Here is a 19,927-nt window from a genome sequence, read left to right as displayed (position 1 = left end):
AAATAAAGCTTTTAGACTGTCTAAAATAAGCATGCAAAAGAGTCCATTTAAGACAGAAAAATATCATTAAACGATAATGATGCATAAGCGCTTAATTCAGAAAAAAATGAATAACTTAAAAAATTCATTGCTAATCGTATAAAAATGCCTGAAATAGCATTTGAGATGAGGCGAACATTAAAGGTTAAAAATGCTGACATACCCAAGTACTGCGCCCCCCTAAATGAAATTTAAAAGCGTTAGAGCCTAAAAAAGTTATAAAAATAGGCTAAATTACATAAAAAACTGAAATATCTATTTCTATCTGGTATTTTAAAAGCTATTGATATATATAAACTTTATGTATTATATGCAGCAATTATGAAGTAAAATTACAATTGAGTAAGAACTCACCATTGAATAAACAGAACAAACCCCTATAAAGTAATAGCGTGACTACATACAATGTTACAAACTGAGGAAATTCTCATGAAAAAGTTGACTGTAGCGGTTTTTGCCAGTCTTGCAACATTCATCGGGGCGCAAAGTTTTGCGGCATCACCTGAGCAAGAGTGTCAAAAATTAAAAGATGATCATGATGTCATTTATGCATCTAAAGGTTTCTGTTTTAAGGACCCTGAAGCGAAAGCAAAATTTGGCAATGATAACTGCTACACCACTAAACCGAAATTCTCTGAAAAAGAGCAACAACGTCTTGACGCCATTAAAGAACGTCAAAAAGAATTAAACTGTAAGTAAATCAGTTTAAGCGAAACTTAAGGAATAGACATGGTTTACGATGAGCAAAACATTTTTGCACGAATTTTACGTGGTGAACTTCCAGCCATTAAAGTATATGAAGATGACCAAGTTCTTGCATTCATGGATATTATGCCTCAAGCAGACGGTCATACTTTAGTCATACCCAAAACACCTGCGGTGACTTTACTCGACCTCCCTGCCGATGCTGCTGCCTACACCATTCAAGTGGTACAAAAAGTAGCAAAAGCAATTGAAGTCGGTTTGGATGCCCAAGGCATTGTCCTCATGCAACTGTCTGGAGCGGCTGCTGGGCAAACCGTTCCCCATGTTCATTTCCACCTCATTCCGAGTTCGGTACATGAGTTAGGTAAGCATGCATTACAAATGGGTGATCAAGAAAAAATCAAAGCACAAGCAGAAAAAATTCGTGCTGCTTTGTAATTCCATCCATTCAATCAAGGAGCTTCGGCTCCTTTTTTAGGTCTAAAAATAAATAAGATCAATAACCTAAGCACTCAAAATCAACCTTAACAATTTATCGCGGAAATACATTTGACATTGAGTTGTTTAATATTTTTGTAATATTACCTTAATATTAATGACTTATTTGTAATCAATAATGAGCGCCAAGAGACAGAAGTCTGATGAATAAAAAGACGACTGAATAACCTTTTATAGACGAATCAACAAAAAGTCTTTCTTGGAGCTACACATGAAAAAAACACTTTGCGCATTAGCAGTTGGGGCAACTTTACTTACACCAGCTTTAGCGATGGCTGCTGACGTAAAAATTTATGGCCGTGCGCATGTTTCTTTAGACTATCTGGATGATGGCGCTGACTATAACGAAGTTGGTCTTTCTTCAAACAAATCACGTTTAGGCTTCAAAGCTGAACAAAAATTAGAAAACGGCATGACTGTTTTTGGTCAAATCGAGCAAGAAATTAACTTTGCTAGCGGCGACCAAGATGACAAAAGCGTTGATTTTTCTACTCGTGATACCTTTGTAGGTTTAAAAGGTGACTTTGGTCAAGTACGTGCAGGTCGCTTTGACAGCCCATTTAAAGTGGCTCGTGGTCCAGTGAACTTTTTTGGTGACATGGTTGGTGACATTCGTAACGTCACCCGTGCTGATATGAAGTTTGATGAACGAAACGAAAATACCGTTGAATATAAATCTCCTAAATTCGGTGGTGGCTTTAACGTACTTGCAGCTTTATCATTACATCCAAAAACTTCAATTCCAAAAGATGCAACTACTGGTGAAGGTCAGGACGATAATAAAGCTTACGATCTAGCTTTAACTTATAACGAAGGTCCGGTTGGCTTTGCTGCTGCTTATGAACGTTACGAAGAAAACTCTGCAATTGGCGCAGGCGAACGTGATGGTTTCCGTGTTGCGGCAGCATATAAAATTACACCTGAATTAAACTTCGGTGGCTTATACCAATACCTTACACATGATTTAGAAGGTACTGCAGCAAAATATGCTGATGCACAAGTATTTGGCGTAGCAGCAGACTATAAAGTGGCACCGAAAACTTATGTACGCGGTCAGGTATTCCACCGTGACGTTGACACCGATGATGCAAACTCTACCCTTTTAGCGGTTGGTGTTGAACATCGTTTAGACAAGGCAGTACGTGTATATGCAAACCTTGCAACCATGTTAAATGATAAAAATGCAGACCTTACTCCTTGGAAAGAAGGTCGTAGCTTTGGTAACTCTGTAAAAGGTGCTAAAGACGAAAACTCTACAGCACTTTCTTTAGGTTTCCGTTACGACTTCTAAGTCTTAACCGAACTTAAAAAACAAAAAAACACGCTTCGGCGTGTTTTTTATTGCAACAACTTATAGGCAAATAAAAGCCAGCAAATTTGCTGGCTTTGTTTATCTAGGTAAGTTTTACAAAGATGATTTTTTAACATTAACGCTTTAAAAAGCCAGATACTAAATTCATCACCTGTTGAATATCAGCATTGGCTTCTTGTTTACTGGTTTGCTCACCCTGCGGTGTCAATGAGTCAATAATTTGTGGTAAGACTGTAGAAATCGCACTATAAATATCTTGCTTCGGCGCTTGAGTTTGCTCTGCAACTTGCTCCACCGCGGCATCATCAAACAAGTTTTGCACTTGCTCTGGATTTACACTGGCGTTTTCTCCTGGTCCTGTAGAAACCCAGTCCTCAACCTGACTGCTTAAACCTTGCCCTTTGAGTTTATCTAAAGCTGCCTGCAAACCACCTTGCTGTTGAATCCATGCCAAAATCAAAGGCAATACCGCAATCAATAAACTTTTTCCACCGCCTGCGAATCCTGAGTTCTGCGAGTTTGGCGCCTGCTGCGACTGCCCACCAGTCAAACCACCCAACACCGAGCCTAAAATATCACCCAGACCACCCTGTTGTGTTTGGCCCGTACTACCCGCTCCGAGTTGCCCAAGCACCGAACCCAAAATCCCACCCAAACCACTTTGCTGATTTGACTGTTGCTGACCACCCATGGCCTGCTTTGCCAAAATTTCTATAATATTATTCAGGTTCGTCATCACTCTATCCTTTCTAGGTTTTTAAACAGCATACGGTGTTTAAAAAAACCCTATAGAGATAAATTGTTAATTTTTGCTATGAATGAAAAAATAGAGTCGCAGTCGAATCACCAACGGAATTTATTCCAGTTTTCAGGATTCGCCCAAAATTTTGAATTGAACCAGTCAGGCACATGCTTATAGGTCAAAATATTAAATTGCCATAAAGCAAAGTCTTTACCATGCGTCGTTTTATCGATCAGTTGAGTAAAACCTAAAGCACGAAGTAGTTGTTCATCCTGCAATTGACTCACCACCACAATACGCTTTGCCATCAAATCTCTTAAACGCACCAATAGTTGTGATTTTTGTTGTGAGCTTATATTTTGCATTTCTGCTGTGTCAAAAAGCACAAAACCTAAATCATAGCGCTGGGTAAAAGGCAGACTTAAAAAGTCAGATACGCTAAAATATTGCCATTGAATAGATTGATGATAATTTGGGCTGAGATCCTGCCCAATGCACAATGCAGTTGAAATAGGCTGTTCTTGAGATAAATCGTCTAGCATAGAAGTAATGACGTTCAGTTCAGCCATAACCGCATCCTTAATATTGAGTGAGTAATTCTGTATGGAACTTCAAGGCATTTGCCATAAAATGCATGCAGGTCTTAAGGACCTTAGTGTAACTGATCAACATACACACAAGGCAAATGTTGAATATAAATTTATCCTAGATCGTTCAGAAGTTGACCTTCCATTTAACTTGGGTCAAGAAATCGAGATTGAATGGACTGGTAAAATCTTCTGTGTTTCATGTGGTACGAAAACCTCTAAATCGTTTTCACAAGGCCATTGCTTCAAGTGCTTTAAGACCAAAGCCTCTTGTGACATGTGTATTATGAAACCTGAAACCTGTCACTACCACTTAGGCACCTGCCGAGAAGACAGCTTCGCGCATGAAGTTTGCTTTCAGCCTCATATTGTTTATTTAGCTAACTCAAGTGCCTTAAAAGTTGGGATTACACGGATTAGCCAAATGCCAACTCGTTGGCTTGATCAAGGTGCAACCCAAGCCCTTCCAATTATGAAAGTCGGTTCGCGTCGTCTTTCAGGCCAACTCGAAATTATGTTTGGAACACAAGTGGCAGACAAAACCGATTGGCGTAAACTGCTCAAGGGCGAAGCTGAACCACTCGACTTGATTGAAGTTCGCGAACAACTCATCGAAGAATTTGCATCTAAAATCCAAGCCATTCGTGAGGAATTTAGTCAAAACCTTGAGTTCAATGAAACTGTTGAGCTTTTGGAAACCGAACTGCCGCGCGAGTTTGTTTATCCAGTTGAGCAATACCCTGAGAAAATCAAATCCCACAATCTGGATAAAACCCCAGTTATTCGCGGCAAGTTACAAGGGATCAAAGGTCAGTACCTGATTTTAGATACAGGCGTGATTAATATTCGTAAATATTCAGGTTATGAGCTCAAAATTCGTGCCTAAGCTTGTTTATCCTTAAATAAAATTTGTTTATCTACACACATAAAAAAACCTGCACGAATGCAGGTTTTTTTATGTCATACGATTATTTAATTTTTGCATGTGCTTTTAAGTATTGCACATAATCTTCAGCTTCTTGCTGACCACGAAGTTGTTGATATAACTTCGAAAGCTCAGCCAATTGCTCATCCGTCAACGCACTAGACGTCGTCTTGTTTACGTTTGATACCGCTACCACCACCATTTCTGTTGGCAATAATGCTGTTGTTACAGACCACTGTCCTGCTTTTGGTGCCGCTTGGCTAAACGCCGCACGCTCAACTGCACGTGGTAAGCCTTGTGAACGAATAAACACTTGCGGTGGAGTAAAGGTCAAACCGCTCTTGGCAACAACAGATACTGCTGGTTGAGTTTTAAAGTCTTTTAAACTTTGAGCAATTTTGGCTTTAGCAGCATCATAAGCTTTTTGTTCAACCAATTTTGCTTTCACACGTGGTGTTGCTTCTTGAAGCGTTTGGACACCTGCCGCATGATAATCACGTACTTTTGCCCAAACCACATCCCCATTCGGAAGTTGAATGCTGCTGGTCGCGTTACGATCACCGTTTTTAACGTCATCGTTAAACAGTTTCACTTTTACCGCAGCATTACTTAATACAGGATGCTGTGTAGATAAGGTCATGCCTTTTACAGTTTGAACTTGTACACCTTTAACTTCTTGAGACACCACATCTAAAGCATCTGAGTCTACAACCAGTTCATTTAAACTGTTTACAGTATCAGAGAATGCATTGGCTGTTTTATTCTTTTGAACTTCCGCCGTCAAACGTGCTTTTTCATTTTCAAAAGATGGCAACTTCACAGCTGGCGCATCAGTTTCAATGACATGGTAACCAAATTCAGTTTTTACAGGCGCTGATACTTGACCTGATTTAAGTGATGCTACAGCTTGGTCAAAAGCATCACCAAAAGTGCCTTTGTTATAAACTGCTAAAGCACCACCATTCGCTTTAGATGCAGTATCTTCAGAGTATTGAGCCGCAGCTGCTGCAAAGCTTGTTCCTGCTTTAATTTTTGCCACAACCTCTTCTGCACGTTTTTTCGCTTCAGCATCTGTACGTGCATCCGTCGTAATCAGAATATGTTTAACCAAAGGCGCAACATTATCTTTTTGTGCTTCAACAAACTGTGTATAGGCTTGCTGCAACTCCGCATCTGTTACAGGTGAAGCAGCAGCAGGTACATTGGCTGGTGTTAACAGCACATAGTCAACATCTACACTTGCCACTTGTTTAAACATAGCTGGGTGTTGCTTGTAATAGTTTTCAATCTCTTGTGCTGAAACCTTGACGTTCTTTTTATATTCATCAAGATTTACATTGGCAAACTGCACAGTACGCTGTTCTGTTTGTAAGTTAGCAATTTGTTGAATATCTAGTTTACTCACCAATGCATAATCAACAAAAGTCGAACGCATCATTTTTAATGCATGGTCTTGACGTAAGTTTGCAACGAGCGCATCACTACTCATACCCACAGACTGCAAATAGCTTGAATAACGCGTTTCTGAAAATTTTCCATTTTCTTGAAAACTTGGCTGTTGAGCAATCATCTGTTCAATTTGAGTATCACTGAGTGAAATGCCCAGCTTTTCAGCCTGTTGCAATAACAAAGTGTTTGCGATCAGTTGGTCCATCGCCTTATCTTTAATAAAGCTTTGGTTGAGTAAAGTTTCATCCCCATTGGCATAAGTTAAGAATTGTTCTTTAAAGGAAGCGGTTAAGGTCTCTAATTCCTTTTCAGAAATATCTTGGCCATTGACTGATTTTACAGCGTCTTTTGATCCGCTACTAAAATATCCTTCAATACCTACAAGTGCTAAAGGGGTCAAAAACAAAATGAGCAAAGCTTTGCCCAACCAACCCTTAATAACTTTACGAAAAGATTCCATAAGTATTCCAATATTTTATTTGCCCGAGATTTTAACTGAAAAGCAGCAATGAATGAATGTGTTATCGACACATTTTCTAATGTTTAATAAAAAACGCGCCGAAAAGGCGCGTTTAGTATTTATTTAAAAGATTAAGCAACAGAATCTTTTAAACCTTTACCAGCTTTAAAGCTTGGTACTTTGCTTGCTTTAATTTCTAAAGTAGCACCAGTTTGTGGGTTACGGCCAGTACGTGCAGCACGTTCTTTCACGTTGAAAGTACCAAAACCAACAAGTGTAACTGTATCACCAGACTTAAGCGCTTCAGTGATTGAAGCAATTGTAGCGTCTAAGGCCTTACCAGCATCAGTCTTAGACAATCCCCCTTTCTCTGCAATTGCATCAATTAATTCTGATTTATTCATGTGGATCGCGTCCTCTTAATATCGTTTATTTAAGGTCCAAAAATTTAGTATAAATTACCGTAACGCCTTTATAGCAATGCTTTAGGTGAAAACGCAATACTCTGTATATGCTTTTTTGGAAAATAAATCACAAAAAAACGTTGAAAAAGGTACAAAAGCACAACCAGATCACTTTTTATTCACTTTTTCGTTTAACTTCTTATTTTCTTCAATCAAAACATCGATTTTATCATTCAGTTGAAGAATCAGGTTTTCTAAGTACTGAATGTCTTTCACCGTGACCAATCCAATCCGGTTTAAGGAGTGATTTACTCCACGATCCACAATCTTCTCAACCTTGTCTTTAGTATCCGTCACCGATTCACGCGCTTTTTCAGATACCTTTTCAACCGTTTGGTCAGCAATCTCAGTGGTTTTAGATTCTAACTCTTCGCCGACTTGGACCAACGAGTCAAATAATTTATTCCCCTCTTCCTCTGCACGTGAAAAAGCACCCAAACCGGCTAACCAGATTTGCTTGGTATACTTTCTAAAATCCAAACTATTTTTACGATGAAAATGATGCTTAGTTTTTGTTTTTTTTAGTGTTTCATCTTCTTGCGAAATATCATCTAACTCTATATCTGCTTTTTCCATTAACACCATCTCCTGCATGATTTATGTGCAAAAACATCCAAAAAATCTTATAGATTGCACTATACTAGCAAATATTAGACTTGATCGATTTGTAAAACTGTTCTACAAAGCATCTTTATTACATTTTTATTTTTAAGTCTGAAGTTTTTGCGAGCAGGATGCTCATTTCAGGTCAGGATTTAGGTTACTACTTATGAGTGATTCTCAAAAAGAATACAATCAAACACATATGCTACTCACTATGGTGATGATTGTTCTTGAGACGATCTTTTCTCTTATTTTAAAACACGACCGTGTGGTTGCACTTCACTGTAAAAAGTTTGTTGAGCAAAATATTGCGATTAAAATAAATAGCTATCTGCCTTATTTTGACTTCTATATCACCTTTACCGCTCAAGGTGTTTTATTTGATGCCAAAGCACCTGAAAAACCGGTCGACCTAGATGTACGCACCACATTGATGGATTTAATTAAAATTTTCGTCTTTGGAAACCGTCGCAGTATTAAAACCATGCGTATTGATGGTGACATCACCTTAAAAGATGAGTTCCGAGATTTAATTTTACATTTTAGTGCACCTAAAGTTCTTGCCGACTGGAAAAACTGGTTAACTGAACCAACTGATCCACAAAATGTCGTTGCATCCAAAAAACGTATTGCACCTCTTTTAGAGAAAATTGAAGAACAACGTTCTAAAATCAACACTCTACAGGTTGAAGTGAAACAATACAAAAATCGTATCCGCCGTATCGAGCAACGTCAAAAACGTATAAATGTCACATTTTTTGTGTTTTCTATACTTTTGATTGGCTTATTGGTATATAATATTTGGCTTGCATAACTACATAATATTTCAAGCAAATTAAATACGCACAATCCCTATTAAAAAAACTTGACTATTTTAGTCAGGATTCTTAAAATCGGCACATCTAGTCTAATCATGTGTATCGAATCATGCGCTTAACAACTCGCGGACGCTACGCAGTGACTGCTCTACTTGATTTAGCTTTGCAGCCAACTGAACAAACGATCACGCTTGCAGAAATTGCAGCTCGTCAAACTATCTCTGTTGCTTATCTTGAACAGTTATTTGCGAAATTAAAGCGCCACGGCTTAGTTTCTAGTATTCGTGGTGCCAACGGTGGTTACCACTTAGCTCGTCGCGCTGATGAAATCACGGTATTAGCAGTTATTGAAGCTGTAAACGAAACAGTTGATGCCACTCGCTGTGACCACAAAGGCAACTGCCAAAATGGCGCAATGTGCTTAACTCACGATTTATGGCAAGAACTCTCCCATCACATTGCCGACTATCTCGCTAAAATCACTCTTGCTGACCTTGTAGCACGTGACAACGTTCAAAAAGTTGCCATTCGCCAAAATACAGCACCTTCAGATTCAGCCCTTTTATCGGTAACAGGTATTTGACATGAAACGTCCAATTTATCTTGATTATGCAGCAACAACTCCTGTAGACCCGCAAGTCGCTGAACGCATGATGGAATGTCTGACATTTGACGGCACATTTGGCAACCCAGCATCTCGTTCTCATGCTTACGGTTGGCAGGCAGAAGAAAAAGTCGAATATGCACGTGAACAAGTTGCGAACTTGATCAAAGCAGATCCACGCGAAATCGTTTGGACTTCAGGTGCAACTGAATCAGACAACTTAGCTCTTAAAGGAGTAGCACAATTCTATGCGTCTAAAGGCAAGCACATTATTACAAGTAAAATTGAACACAAAGCTATTTTAGACACTTGCCGTGAGCTTGAGTCTGAAGGTTTTGAAATCACTTACCTTGAGCCACTTCCAAACACGGGTTTAATTACCCCTGAAATGGTTGAAGCAGCTATTCGTCCAGACACTATTCTTGTTTCACTTATGATGGTGAACAACGAAATTGGCACTGTGACTGATGTTGCGGCAATTGGTGAAATTACTCGTGCACACAAGATCTTCTTCCATGTCGATGCGGCGCAAGCTGCAGGTAAAGTTGAAATTGACCTTTCAACCATGAAAGTTGACCTTATGAGCTTCTCTGCTCATAAAATTTATGGCCCTAAAGGTATTGGCGCACTCTATGTACGTCGTACTCCACGTGTTCGTTTAAAAGCGCAAATGCATGGTGGTGGTCATGAACGCGGTATGCGTTCTGGTACACTTGCAACACACCAAATCGTTGGTATGGGTGAAGCATTTGAACTTGCAGGTAAAAACTTAGCTTCTGAACAAGCACGCATTCGCGTACTTCGTGACAAGCTTTGGAATGGCTTACAAGACTTAGAACAAATTTTCTTAAACGGCCACCCAACACAAAACGTTGCGAACTACTTAAACGTAAGTTTCAACTTTGTTGAAGGTGAATCGTTAATGATGTCATTGAAAGACGCTGCTGTATCTTCGGGTTCAGCTTGTACTTCAGCAACATTAGAACCTTCTTATGTATTACGTGCACTAGGTTTGTCTGACGAACTTGCGCACAGTTCAATTCGTTTCAGTTTTGGTAAATACACCACTGAAGCAGACATTGACCATGTACTTACAGTGACGCGTTCTGCGGTCGAGAAACTTCGTGAACTTTCTCCACTTTGGGACATGTACAAAGACGGTATCGACCTTTCTACAGTTGAGTGGGCTGAACACTAATTTTTCCTATTGAAGTCATCCACATACTGGAGGGCTTCATTGAAAAATCAAGTTTTGACCCCATATTTAATATTAACGCTGACCCCGAGGTTTGGAGACGCATCATGGCTTATAGCGAAAAAGTAATTGATCATTACGAAAACCCTCGTAATGTAGGTGTATTAGACAAAAATGCTGAAAACGTAGGTACAGGTATGGTTGGAGCACCTGCATGTGGCGATGTTATGCGTTTACAGATTCAAGTAGATGACAACGGTGTGATTGAAGAAGCACGTTTCAAAACTTATGGTTGTGGTTCTGCTATTGCATCTAGCTCTTTAGTGACTGAATGGCTAAAAGGCAAAACTTTAGATCAAGCTCAAGCGATCAAAAACATTGATATCGCAACTGAACTTGCTCTTCCTCCAGTAAAAGTACACTGTTCTGTACTGGCTGAAGATGCTATTAAAGCTGCTGTTGAAGACTACCGCAGCAAAAAATCTAAAGCTTAATTGCTTCGCATTTTAAAGAAAGATTAGGGAGTTTTCATGATCAACTTAACTGAAAATGCTGCAACTCATATCAGCAATTATTTAAAAAATCGCGGTAAGGGTGAAGGTATTCGCGTTGGCGTGAAAACTTCAGGCTGTTCTGGTTTGGCTTATGTGCTTGAATTTGTCGATTCAATTGATGCACATGACACTACCTTTGAGCAGTTTGGGGTGAAAGTATTTGTAGACCCAAAAAGCTTGGTTTATCTCGATGGTATGGAGATGGACTACGTGAAAAATGGTTTAAACGAAGGCTTTGAGTTTAACAACCCAAACAAAAAAGGCGAATGTGGCTGTGGTGAATCTTTCACCGTATAACAGTTCATTAACTTGCTTTTCAACATTAAAACAGTGTGTATCACACTGTTTTAATTGCATTTACATAGAGTGTTTTTGCTTTCGCAATGACCCCCAATTTAGCGCGGAATCCCTCTCCTATGAATCATTTTGAGTTGTTTAACCTCCCAGTAGCACTCGATATTGATTTAGCAACCTTAAAATCAGAATTTTTAAAGTTGCAGCAACAATATCACCCAGATAAAGCTCTCGATAAAGATCAAGCCCTCATAAAATCAAGTGAGATCAATCAAGCATTCAAAGTTTTATCTCAGGTTGATAGCCGTGCAGGATATTTATTAGGATTAAAAAAACAAGATTATCATCTTGATCAATCCATCAATGATTTTGAATTTCTCCAGTCTGCCTTAGAAATCCGTGAACAACTTGATGAAGCACGTTCAGCAGATGAATTACAATCACTCAAATTAGACGTTCAACAATGGATTGATGGTTTAGTCCGCGAATTCAAAATTGATTTTGAAGAGGAAGATTGGGCTGAGGCACGTGATGATGTCCGCAAACTTCGCTTCTTTGTAAAAGTCATGCATGACATAGATAAAGCTGAAGATCGTTTTGAAGATGACGATAGCTTTGATTTAGATGATGAATTTTAACTTATTTTTAATTTTTGACGCTCAAAGGATGTAACACATGGCTCTCTTGCAAATTGCAGAACCAGGACAATCAAGTGCGCCACATGAACACCGTATTGCCATTGGTATCGACTTAGGTACAACTCACTCTCTAGTTGCAACCGTACTCTCAGGCAAGGCAAAAGTTTTGCATGATGAACAAGGTCGTGTCTTACTCCCATCGATCGCGCATTATGGTGTAAGCCAAACCCAATATGGCGACGAAGCAAAACCATTTTTGACTGCTGACCCTAAAAATACCATCGTTTCAGTCAAACGTTTTATGGGGCGCTCTAAAGCCGACATTAAGTTTCAACACCCCTACACTTTAGTGGGTGAAGATAATCAAATGCCTGCTTTTGAAACTGCTCAGGGCCGCAAAACCCCTGTTGAAGTGTCCGCTGAAATTTTAAAGCAACTGAAAGATCGTGCTGAAGCGAGCTTAAAAAATGAAGTCAATGGTGCAGTAATTACCGTTCCTGCATACTTCGATGAAGCTCAGCGTCAAGCGACACGTGATGCCGCACAACTTGCTGGTTTAAACGTATTGCGTCTTTTAAATGAGCCTACTGCTGCTGCGGTTGCGTATGGCCTGGACCAAGAAACCAATCTTGCGCATGATCACAACTATGTGATTTATGACTTGGGTGGCGGTACCTTTGACGTTTCAATTTTACGCTTTTCACAAGGCGTGTTTGAAGTGTTAGCAACGGGTGGCCATACCGCATTAGGTGGTGATGATCTTGACCGTTTAATCGTAAAATGGGCGAAAAAAGAACTCAATATCGACCAATTCGATGACACTGAATATGCACACGTTTTAGTTGCTGCACGTAAAGCCAAAGAAGCTTTAACTGATGTAGAAAGCGTTCATTTACACGTCCTAGAGCACAGCTTAACGCTTGATCGTGCGACATTTGAAAGCATTATCAAAGTTGCTTTAGATAAAACGATTAGTGTCTGCAAACGTGTCCTCCGCGATGCCAAACTCGAACTCAACGACATTCAAAACGTAGTTTTGGTCGGTGGCTCAACTCGCTCTTATGCTGTACAAAACGCTGTACGCGATGTGTTTGCTCAAGAGCCATTATGTACCATCAACCCAGATGAAGTTGTTGCTATTGGTGCATCGATTACAGCCAATCAGTTGATTGGAAACACAGCCGATGGCGCATTACTGCTTGATGTAACTCCGCTTTCTCTCGGTCTGGAAACCATGGGCGGCTTGGTTGAGCGCCTTATTTCACGTAATACCGCAATCCCAGTTGCACGTCGCCAAGAGTTCACCACCTACCAAGATGGCCAAACCGCGATGCTGATTCATGTGGTTCAAGGTGAGCGTGATTTGGTTGAGCATTGCCGTAGCTTAGGTCGTTTTGTCCTTCGCGGCATTCCACCAATGACTGCGGGTCAAGCGCGTATTGAAGTGACCTTCCAAGTGGATGCCGATGGCCTACTGACGGTTTCAGCTAAAGAAACAACCTCTGGCGTACATGCACAAATTGATATCAAACCATCATATGGTTTGGCTGATAGCGATATGGAACGCTTACTGCTCGATGGTTACAAGTTTGCTGAAGAAGATAAAAATCTTCGTCACTTACAAGAAACCAAAGTTGAAGCAAAACGCGAACTCGAAGCTTTAGAGCAAGCCCTAAAAGTGGATGCTCACCTGCTCACGAGTGAACAACAAGTTGCATTAAATGCGGCCAAAACTTCATTAGAAGCAACACTTGAAACAACAGAAATCAAAGCAATTGAATCTGCTGTTGAACAGCTTAAAATATACAGTGATGCTTTTGCAGCAGCACGTATGAATCAGCATATCGATGCAGCGCTGAAAGGCACAAAACTCGACGACTGGTCAAACTCAAACTAATTTATAGGTAAAGACTATGCCACGTATTAAAGTTCTCCCACATGCGCAAATCTGCCCAGAAGGTGCTGAGTTTGAAGTTGAACAGAATGCGAATCTTTGTGAAAGCTTACTGAAAAATGGAATCAAAATTGAACATGCGTGCGATATGTCCGCTGCATGTACAACTTGCCACGTTGTGGTACGTAAAGGCTTTGACAGTTTAGAAGAAATGAATGATGTTGAAGCTGATCTACTGGATCGTGCTTGGGGCTTAGAACCCGACTCTCGTTTGTCTTGCCAAGTAAAGTTAGTGGATGAAGACTTAGAAGTTGAAATTCCTAAATACACGATTAACCACGCGTCTGAAAATCACTAATTTTTTTCAAAGCGTAAAAAAGCCACTCATTGTAGTGGCTTTTTTACGCTTCTTACTTTTGTATCTCACACCATCAAGTTAATGATATTCATTTTTCTGAACAGGCTCTATTACTTCATCTTCAAGATTGAGTTTGACGATACCTTGTGAATTGGTCATCTTTTGTTGGGTTTGAATGCGTTGAATCATTTTTTCTAAGACTTGAATCAACTGCGGATATTCAAAATTCTGCACTTCATCTAAGTTCAGCAGTAAATGAAACCCTTTATATTCATAATCAAACCAGCGTTGATAGTCTGATTTTTGCGAGGTATATTTTTCAACGACTTGCCACGTCTTTACAGCACCTTTAATTCCCTTAAGGAAAATTGGCGCTTTCGGTGCACAAAGATAATCATTTTTTACTAAATTATGTGTATCGTCCGAAATTAAGATTTCATCCACTTGCGCTGCACTTTGTAAACGTGCAGCAAGGTTTGCATCACGACCAACAATGGTATAGGCCATACGGTGTGATGCGCCATAGTTCCCTACGTGACAATACCCTGTAGAAATCCCCATACGAATATGCAATGGTGGATAACCCATTTTCACCCAACGCTCGCGCAGGATTTTCATTTGCTGACGCATCGCCATAGCCATTTCCAAACAGTTTTGAGCATCACGCTCCACACCTTCGGAATTAGGGTCACCAAAGAACACTAAAATTGCGTCGCCCATGAATTTATCAACAGTACCTTCATATTGCTTCGCAATCTCGGTCATGTGTTTTAAATAATCATTGAGTAGGAATGCTAAATCATCCGGAATTAGGCTTTCAGAAAGCTCGGTAAAACCCTGAATATCTGAAAAGAAAACTGTCAGTTTTTTACGTTTGTATTCAATTTTCGCTTCAGATTCACCTTTCATGATCGATTGCCACAATTGAACCGGTGCATAGCGACTCAGTTGATTGGCAAACTCCATATAACGGTTCATCTGATCAAAATAGTGATTTTTGCGGCGGTATATGTCTTGCATTTGGTTGCGCTGATAATAGCTACCCACGCCAAAATAAGTGGTGAGGCACAAAAAGCCCAATACGATCAGTTCGGTACTAGTAGCCTCGAAATACTCACTAAAACCAAAGACAAAGATAATAGAGATATAAAAGACAACCACCCCAATCAGGCTGGCCAAAGACACCATCAAAAAAGAAATTTTATTGCTAATAGCCGTATAAAGCATAGCAAAAATGGTTAAAAATGTGAGTACGATACTGAGATGTACAGCGGCTAAAATGATCGCTGTAATGACAATATCTATAACAAACATCACACCGCGTTGCATCGTATTATTGAAGCGATAACCTAACCACCTTGAAAATGGGGGGTGATCAATAATACAATGAGCAACAGCAGCGGCACGTAAATCTGATATTTGGTATCTGCCATCGTATAATGATAGACGATGGTTATTAAAGACAGCATGCCATATCCCATCGCACGATGGAAATACACAAATTGTTTGGGCTCTTTAGATAACCAATGATCTAATGGCACTGCTCGTTCCCCATTATGCACACGATCAAATCATCCCTGATTTGATTTCTCACGTGTATTAGTCCATACACCAATCGAATGGCATATCACCTTGGCCACGTAGTGCAAGCATTAGAGTTTGACGCATATGCGCAAGCACTTCATTGCTATAAGCAACAGCGGGTGTACCCCAAACTGGTTTTGGCCATGCGACGTCGTTTTGATAACGTACAACATGGTGAAAATGGAGCTGCGGAACCATATTACCTAAAGCAGCAACATTCATTTTGTCAGCACGGAATACACGAGCCAATTGGCTTGATAACCAGCTTGACTCACGTAAAAACTGTTCTTGGTCGGCTTGACTGAGCTCATATAACTCAGTGATGCCTGGCACGCGTGGAATTAAAATTAGCCACGGGAATTGCATATCATTCATTAAGCGACATGTTGAAAGTGGAAAGTCGCCTACAAAAAACGTATCTTGAGCAAGTTGTGGATGCAAACTAAACATATCTTTATAAATGATGCAAATTAGAATAATGGCTAATACTATCACATCCAATCAGAGGTGAATATTGTAAGCAATGTGTTTCAACACAAATAAACTACGTTTTACTTTGAACCACATCACATTTATTACTCTAATAAATTTCATCAAAAAATCAAGTCTTTCTTTTTATAGCGCAAGTCCGCAAGAAAAACCTGATATCTGTATGAAATCACGGCAAATTAAAGCTAAATTTTAATGCAACTCTTTCAACAAACTTTCCAATAAGTCATTGATAAATTGAATCCGTTTTTCATATTCCTCTAGCATCACCATGACCTTTAAGCGCTGACCACCCTCCATCCTAAAAAAGGTCGGATGTTTTTGCATCATCTGAATAATACTAATAGCTTGAACAGGAGTATCAGGTGAGAATTCAATCACCCCCCCATTGGCAGAAATATCCACCTTGGTAATGCCCAGTATTTCTGCTTTCAAACGCATCTGATGTACAGCAAAAAGCTGCTTTACAGGTTGTGGTGGTATCCCAAAACGGTCAATCAACTCCATACGAATGTTATCGAGTTTTTCCTGACTGTCCGTATTACTAATACGCTTATAGAACAATAAACGCTGATGGACATCTCCCAGATATTCATCTGGAATCAAGGCCGGCATATGTAAATTGATTTCTGCGGTCAGTGAGAGTGGCGCATCGAAATTTGGGGTTTTGCCCTTTTGAATGGCTTTGGTCGCCTTTTCGAGCATCTCCATATATAAGCTATAGCCAATGGCTTGCATTGAACCACTTTGTTGCTCGCCAAGTAGCTCACCCGCTCCGCGAATTTCTAAGTCTTCCGTCGCTAACATAAAGCCCGCACCTAATGTCGATGCCCGCTGAATCGCATCCAGACGTTTTTCAGCATCACCTTTTAATCCTTTGATGGATGGCACCAACAGATAGGCATAAGCTTGGTGATGCGAGCGCCCTACACGCCCACGTAGTTGATGCAACTGCGCTAAACCCAGCTTATCTGCCCGCTCAATTAAAATGGTATTGGCATTCGGAACATCAATCCCTGTTTCAATAATGGTTGAGCAGACCAGCACGTTATATTCTTTATGGTAGAACTGCTGCATGACTTGTTCTAACTCGCGTTCACGCATTTGACCATGTGCAACAGCCACACGTGCCTCAGGGACCAACTCTCGAAGACTCTCCGCTGCACGCTCAATGGTTTCGACCTCATTATGCAAGAAATAAACTTGGCCACCACGCAGTAACTCACGCAAGATGGCTTCTTTAACTGAATCACCCGTATGTTCTTGCACAAACGTTTTTACCGCTAAACGTCGTGCAGGTGGTGTAGCAATAATGGATAGATCACGCATGCCACTAAAGGCCATGTTTAGAGTCCGTGGAATTGGAGTTGCAGTCAGAGTCAACATATCCACATCTGCACGCATTGCTTTAATCCGCTCTTTGTCACGTACACCGAAGCGGTGTTCTTCATCCACAATCATCAAGCCTAAGTCTTTAAACTGGACACTTTCTTGTAGAATTTTATGCGTACCAATCACGATGTCGACTTTGCCCTCAGCTAAGTCTTCAATCGTTTTCGTATGTGATTTACTGCTGCCAAAACGTGATAAAACTTCGATACGAATAGGCCAGTCTGCAAAACGATCTTTAAACGACTCATAATGCTGTTGAGCCAGCAACGTCGTCGGCACCAAAACAGCCACTTGTTTATTGTTCTGTACCGCTAAAAATGCTGCGCGCATCGCAACTTCGGTTTTACCAAAGCCCACATCACCACAAACCAAGCGATCCATCGGTTTAGCCAATTGCATATCATACAAAGTTGCCTCAATCGCATTGGCTTGATCGAGTGTTTCTTCATAGGCAAAGCCACTGGCAAACTGCATATATTGACCTTGATCTAACTCAAAACCAAAGCCTGGTTTGGCTTGACGACGGGCTTGGATATGCAACAACTCCGCTGCTACATCATGGATTTGCTCTAATGCTTTACGCTTTGCTTTGCTCCAAGCATCAGTACCCAACTTATGCAAGGGTGCTAAGTCTGGATCGCCGCCACTATAACGGCTGATCAAATGTAAATTGGTGACAGGAACATAAACTTTGGCCGCATCGGCATAATCGAGCTGCAAGAACTCATAGTCTTGACCATCAATGCTTAAAGTAACTAAGCCCGCATAACGCCCCACACCATAGTCAATATGCACCACCGGAGCGCCCATACTCAGTTCAGTCAAACTGCGGATGAGAAACTCTTCTGAAACCTCTTGCTGGCGTTTACGACGGCGCTGTACAACGCGATGCTCATACAACTGATTTTCAGAAATGATGCTAATGCTGTCTTTTAATACCAAACCACGCTCTAATGGCGCACTGGTAATTGCAATGGCATGTAAGGATTTTTGAAATTCAGCAAAATTCTCAACATTAGGAATCTCTCCCAATGTCGCACGTAAGGCATCTTTTAAAGTTTCACGACGCCCCGCACTTTCAGCAACCAGTAATACTGAATGGTTAGCAGCATCAATATACTGTTTAACCGCATGAAAGGGCTTTTCATTTTTAGGATCGACCGCTAAACGTGGTGGAAGTACGGTGTTTAAATTGGTCACACCCGCTTTTAGATCAAAAGCCTCGACTGAGGCAATAATACGGGGAAAGGTATTGAGCTGTTCTAAAACTTGATTGGTCGAAATAAAAAGATGGTTAGGGGCTAAAATTGGCTGGTCAACATTATGGCGGCGGTCTTCATAACGTCGATCGATTTCTTTCCAAAAACTATCTAAACCATCATCAACCTGCTTATCTGTAATGACAATGGAATGACTTGGTAGATACGAAAGCAGTGTACTTTGGGTTTCCATCTGCGCTGCACTGAAAAATAGTGGGAAATAGAACTCAATCCCTGGCGATGCAATTCCTTCTAACACATCCTGATAAATTGGATTTTTCTTTGGATTTGCCGTCGGAAACATTTCTGCATAGCGATCACGAAATATGCTGCGAGCCTCTTTCAGCGGAAACTCTTTAGCGGGCAATACGGAAAACTGTTTTAAGTTTTGCGTAGTACGCTGTGTTTCAGGATCAAAAAATTTGAGGGTTTCAATTTCATCATCAAACAGGTCTATGCGAATTGGTGCAGCTTGACCTGAGGCATAGATATCCATAATGCTACCCCGAACCGCAAATTCACCATGGTCATATACTGTGTCGACCAAATGATAGCCTGCTTGAATCAAACGCTTCTTTTGCTGTTCCAATTCAAACTTTTGACCAACGTGAATATCAAAGTGTTCTCCCAACACCCACGACGTCGGCGCTACACGCTGCACCAAGGTCGAAGCCGAAATCAGTAAGACGCCTGTTTGCGGCATATTGGATAAAATTGCGAGACGCTCAGACACAATATCTTGATGAGGAGATAAACGGTCATAAGGCAGAATTTCCCAGTCTGGGAAAATGGTCGGTCGAATACCGTAAAATTCAAATTCACTTTCGAGTTGTGCTAAGTGTTGATTATTTTTTGCCACAACCACAAAGAGCTTTTTATTTTGTGAACTTAACGTTTGAATGAATAATGCAGCTGAAGAGCCGAGCAAATTTCCCAGCCAACGTTTTTCGCCTGCTTTTAGTTGTTGCACATTCAGTTGGGAGATTTCTTCTTGGAGCATGGACATGGCTTTAGCGTTTAAAAACATGCGTCATATACTAGCATGATGTCCTCACGCTGCATGT

Annotated in this window: 19 protein-coding genes and 1 pseudogene; 12 read left to right on the top strand and 8 right to left on the bottom strand. The window is 40.5% G+C overall.

The window, feature by feature from the left end:
- The first annotated feature begins 468 nt into the window (after positions 1-468).
- From AC4CUZ_RS12140 to AC4CUZ_RS12130, 3 genes are all read left to right on the top strand, one after another.
- The gene (locus tag AC4CUZ_RS12140; protein ID WP_078426548.1) at positions 469-738 is read left to right on the top strand and encodes a YARHG domain-containing protein; all 270 of its coding nucleotides are present in this window, start codon (positions 469-471) and stop codon (positions 736-738) included.
- 30 nt (positions 739-768) lie between these two features.
- Positions 769-1,182 (top strand): HIT family protein, encoded by a 414-nt coding sequence (locus tag AC4CUZ_RS12135; protein WP_490747648.1) that lies wholly within the window; start codon positions 769-771, stop codon positions 1,180-1,182.
- Positions 1,183-1,453: 271 nt separating this feature from the next.
- On the top strand, positions 1,454-2,533 hold the full coding sequence (locus tag AC4CUZ_RS12130; RefSeq protein WP_490747647.1) for a porin: 1,080 nt from the start codon (positions 1,454-1,456) through the stop codon (positions 2,531-2,533).
- A gap of 136 nt (positions 2,534-2,669) precedes the next feature.
- Here the strand turns inward: AC4CUZ_RS12130 and AC4CUZ_RS12125 are convergent, their stop codons facing one another.
- Positions 2,670-3,290 carry a YidB family protein gene (locus tag AC4CUZ_RS12125; protein WP_490747646.1) on the bottom strand — a complete coding sequence of 207 codons (621 nt, stop codon included), beginning with the start codon at positions 3,288-3,290 and terminating at the stop codon, positions 2,670-2,672.
- Between the two features lie 107 nt (positions 3,291-3,397).
- Complete coding sequence (locus AC4CUZ_RS12120; protein ID WP_490747645.1) at positions 3,398-3,865, bottom strand: DUF6231 family protein; 468 nt, start codon at positions 3,863-3,865, stop codon at positions 3,398-3,400.
- A gap of 34 nt (positions 3,866-3,899) precedes the next feature.
- On the opposite strand from AC4CUZ_RS12120, the gene AC4CUZ_RS12115 reads away from it, so the two are divergent.
- Positions 3,900-4,769 carry a DUF2797 domain-containing protein gene (locus tag AC4CUZ_RS12115; RefSeq protein WP_004697022.1) on the top strand — a complete coding sequence of 290 codons (870 nt, stop codon included), beginning with the start codon at positions 3,900-3,902 and terminating at the stop codon, positions 4,767-4,769.
- Between the two features lie 82 nt (positions 4,770-4,851).
- Here AC4CUZ_RS12115 and AC4CUZ_RS12110 read toward each other — a convergent pair whose 3' ends face one another.
- The 3 genes from AC4CUZ_RS12110 to AC4CUZ_RS12100 all read right to left on the bottom strand — a co-directional run bounded on the left by AC4CUZ_RS12110 (position 4,852) and on the right by AC4CUZ_RS12100 (position 7,757).
- Positions 4,852-6,717 carry a SurA N-terminal domain-containing protein gene (locus AC4CUZ_RS12110; RefSeq protein WP_004697019.1) on the bottom strand — a complete coding sequence of 622 codons (1,866 nt, stop codon included), beginning with the start codon at positions 6,715-6,717 and terminating at the stop codon, positions 4,852-4,854.
- A 131-nt stretch (positions 6,718-6,848) separates the two neighbouring features.
- Positions 6,849-7,121, bottom strand: coding sequence for an HU family DNA-binding protein (locus AC4CUZ_RS12105; protein WP_004697018.1), 273 nt, complete (start codon positions 7,119-7,121; stop codon positions 6,849-6,851).
- Between the two features lie 168 nt (positions 7,122-7,289).
- Positions 7,290-7,757 carry a phasin family protein gene (locus AC4CUZ_RS12100; RefSeq protein ID WP_004984677.1) on the bottom strand — a complete coding sequence of 156 codons (468 nt, stop codon included), beginning with the start codon at positions 7,755-7,757 and terminating at the stop codon, positions 7,290-7,292.
- Between the two features lie 193 nt (positions 7,758-7,950).
- Here AC4CUZ_RS12100 and AC4CUZ_RS12095 point away from each other — a divergent pair, with 193 nt between their 5' ends.
- The 8 genes from AC4CUZ_RS12095 (at position 7,951) to fdx (ending at position 14,139) form a co-directional block, all read left to right on the top strand.
- Positions 7,951-8,598: a hypothetical protein gene (locus AC4CUZ_RS12095; RefSeq protein WP_490747644.1), complete on the top strand. Its 648-nt coding sequence runs from the start codon at positions 7,951-7,953 to the stop codon at positions 8,596-8,598.
- Positions 8,599-8,711: 113 nt separating this feature from the next.
- Positions 8,712-9,185, top strand: a complete 474-nt coding sequence (locus AC4CUZ_RS12090; protein WP_004697011.1) for an Rrf2 family transcriptional regulator — start codon at positions 8,712-8,714, stop codon at positions 9,183-9,185.
- A 1-nt stretch (position 9,186) separates the two neighbouring features.
- A complete protein-coding gene (locus AC4CUZ_RS12085) occupies positions 9,187-10,404 on the top strand; it encodes an IscS subfamily cysteine desulfurase (RefSeq protein WP_058869682.1) in 1,218 nt (405 codons plus the stop codon).
- A 104-nt stretch (positions 10,405-10,508) separates the two neighbouring features.
- A complete protein-coding gene (gene iscU / locus AC4CUZ_RS12080) occupies positions 10,509-10,895 on the top strand; it encodes a Fe-S cluster assembly scaffold IscU (RefSeq protein WP_004697007.1) in 387 nt (128 codons plus the stop codon).
- A 36-nt stretch (positions 10,896-10,931) separates the two neighbouring features.
- Positions 10,932-11,252 (top strand): iron-sulfur cluster assembly protein IscA, encoded by a 321-nt coding sequence (gene iscA / locus AC4CUZ_RS12075; RefSeq protein ID WP_004697006.1) that lies wholly within the window; start codon positions 10,932-10,934, stop codon positions 11,250-11,252.
- A gap of 119 nt (positions 11,253-11,371) precedes the next feature.
- Entirely contained in the window at positions 11,372-11,887 is a 516-nt protein-coding gene (gene hscB, locus AC4CUZ_RS12070) for a Fe-S protein assembly co-chaperone HscB (RefSeq protein WP_004697004.1), read from the top strand.
- A gap of 37 nt (positions 11,888-11,924) precedes the next feature.
- Complete coding sequence (gene hscA / locus AC4CUZ_RS12065; protein WP_279691704.1) at positions 11,925-13,784, top strand: Fe-S protein assembly chaperone HscA; 1,860 nt, start codon at positions 11,925-11,927, stop codon at positions 13,782-13,784.
- A 16-nt stretch (positions 13,785-13,800) separates the two neighbouring features.
- Positions 13,801-14,139, top strand: a complete 339-nt coding sequence (gene fdx, locus AC4CUZ_RS12060) for an ISC system 2Fe-2S type ferredoxin (protein WP_004697000.1) — start codon at positions 13,801-13,803, stop codon at positions 14,137-14,139.
- A 78-nt stretch (positions 14,140-14,217) separates the two neighbouring features.
- Here fdx and AC4CUZ_RS12055 read toward each other — a convergent pair.
- The 3 genes and pseudogenes from AC4CUZ_RS12055 to mfd all read right to left on the bottom strand — a co-directional run bounded on the left by AC4CUZ_RS12055 (position 14,218) and on the right by mfd (position 19,863).
- Positions 14,218-15,680, bottom strand: a pseudogene (locus AC4CUZ_RS12055) (adenylate/guanylate cyclase domain-containing protein).
- 58 nt (positions 15,681-15,738) lie between these two features.
- The gene (locus tag AC4CUZ_RS12050) at positions 15,739-16,173 is read right to left on the bottom strand and encodes an HIT domain-containing protein (RefSeq protein WP_490747643.1); all 435 of its coding nucleotides are present in this window, start codon (positions 16,171-16,173) and stop codon (positions 15,739-15,741) included.
- 231 nt (positions 16,174-16,404) lie between these two features.
- Positions 16,405-19,863, bottom strand: coding sequence for a transcription-repair coupling factor (gene mfd, locus AC4CUZ_RS12045; RefSeq protein WP_490748069.1), 3,459 nt, complete (start codon positions 19,861-19,863; stop codon positions 16,405-16,407).
- Positions 19,864-19,927 lie beyond the last annotated feature (64 nt).

It is taken from the genome of Acinetobacter sp. 789_lipA (assembly GCF_058242845.1).
This window is presented reverse-complemented; position numbering and strand designations above follow the sequence as displayed.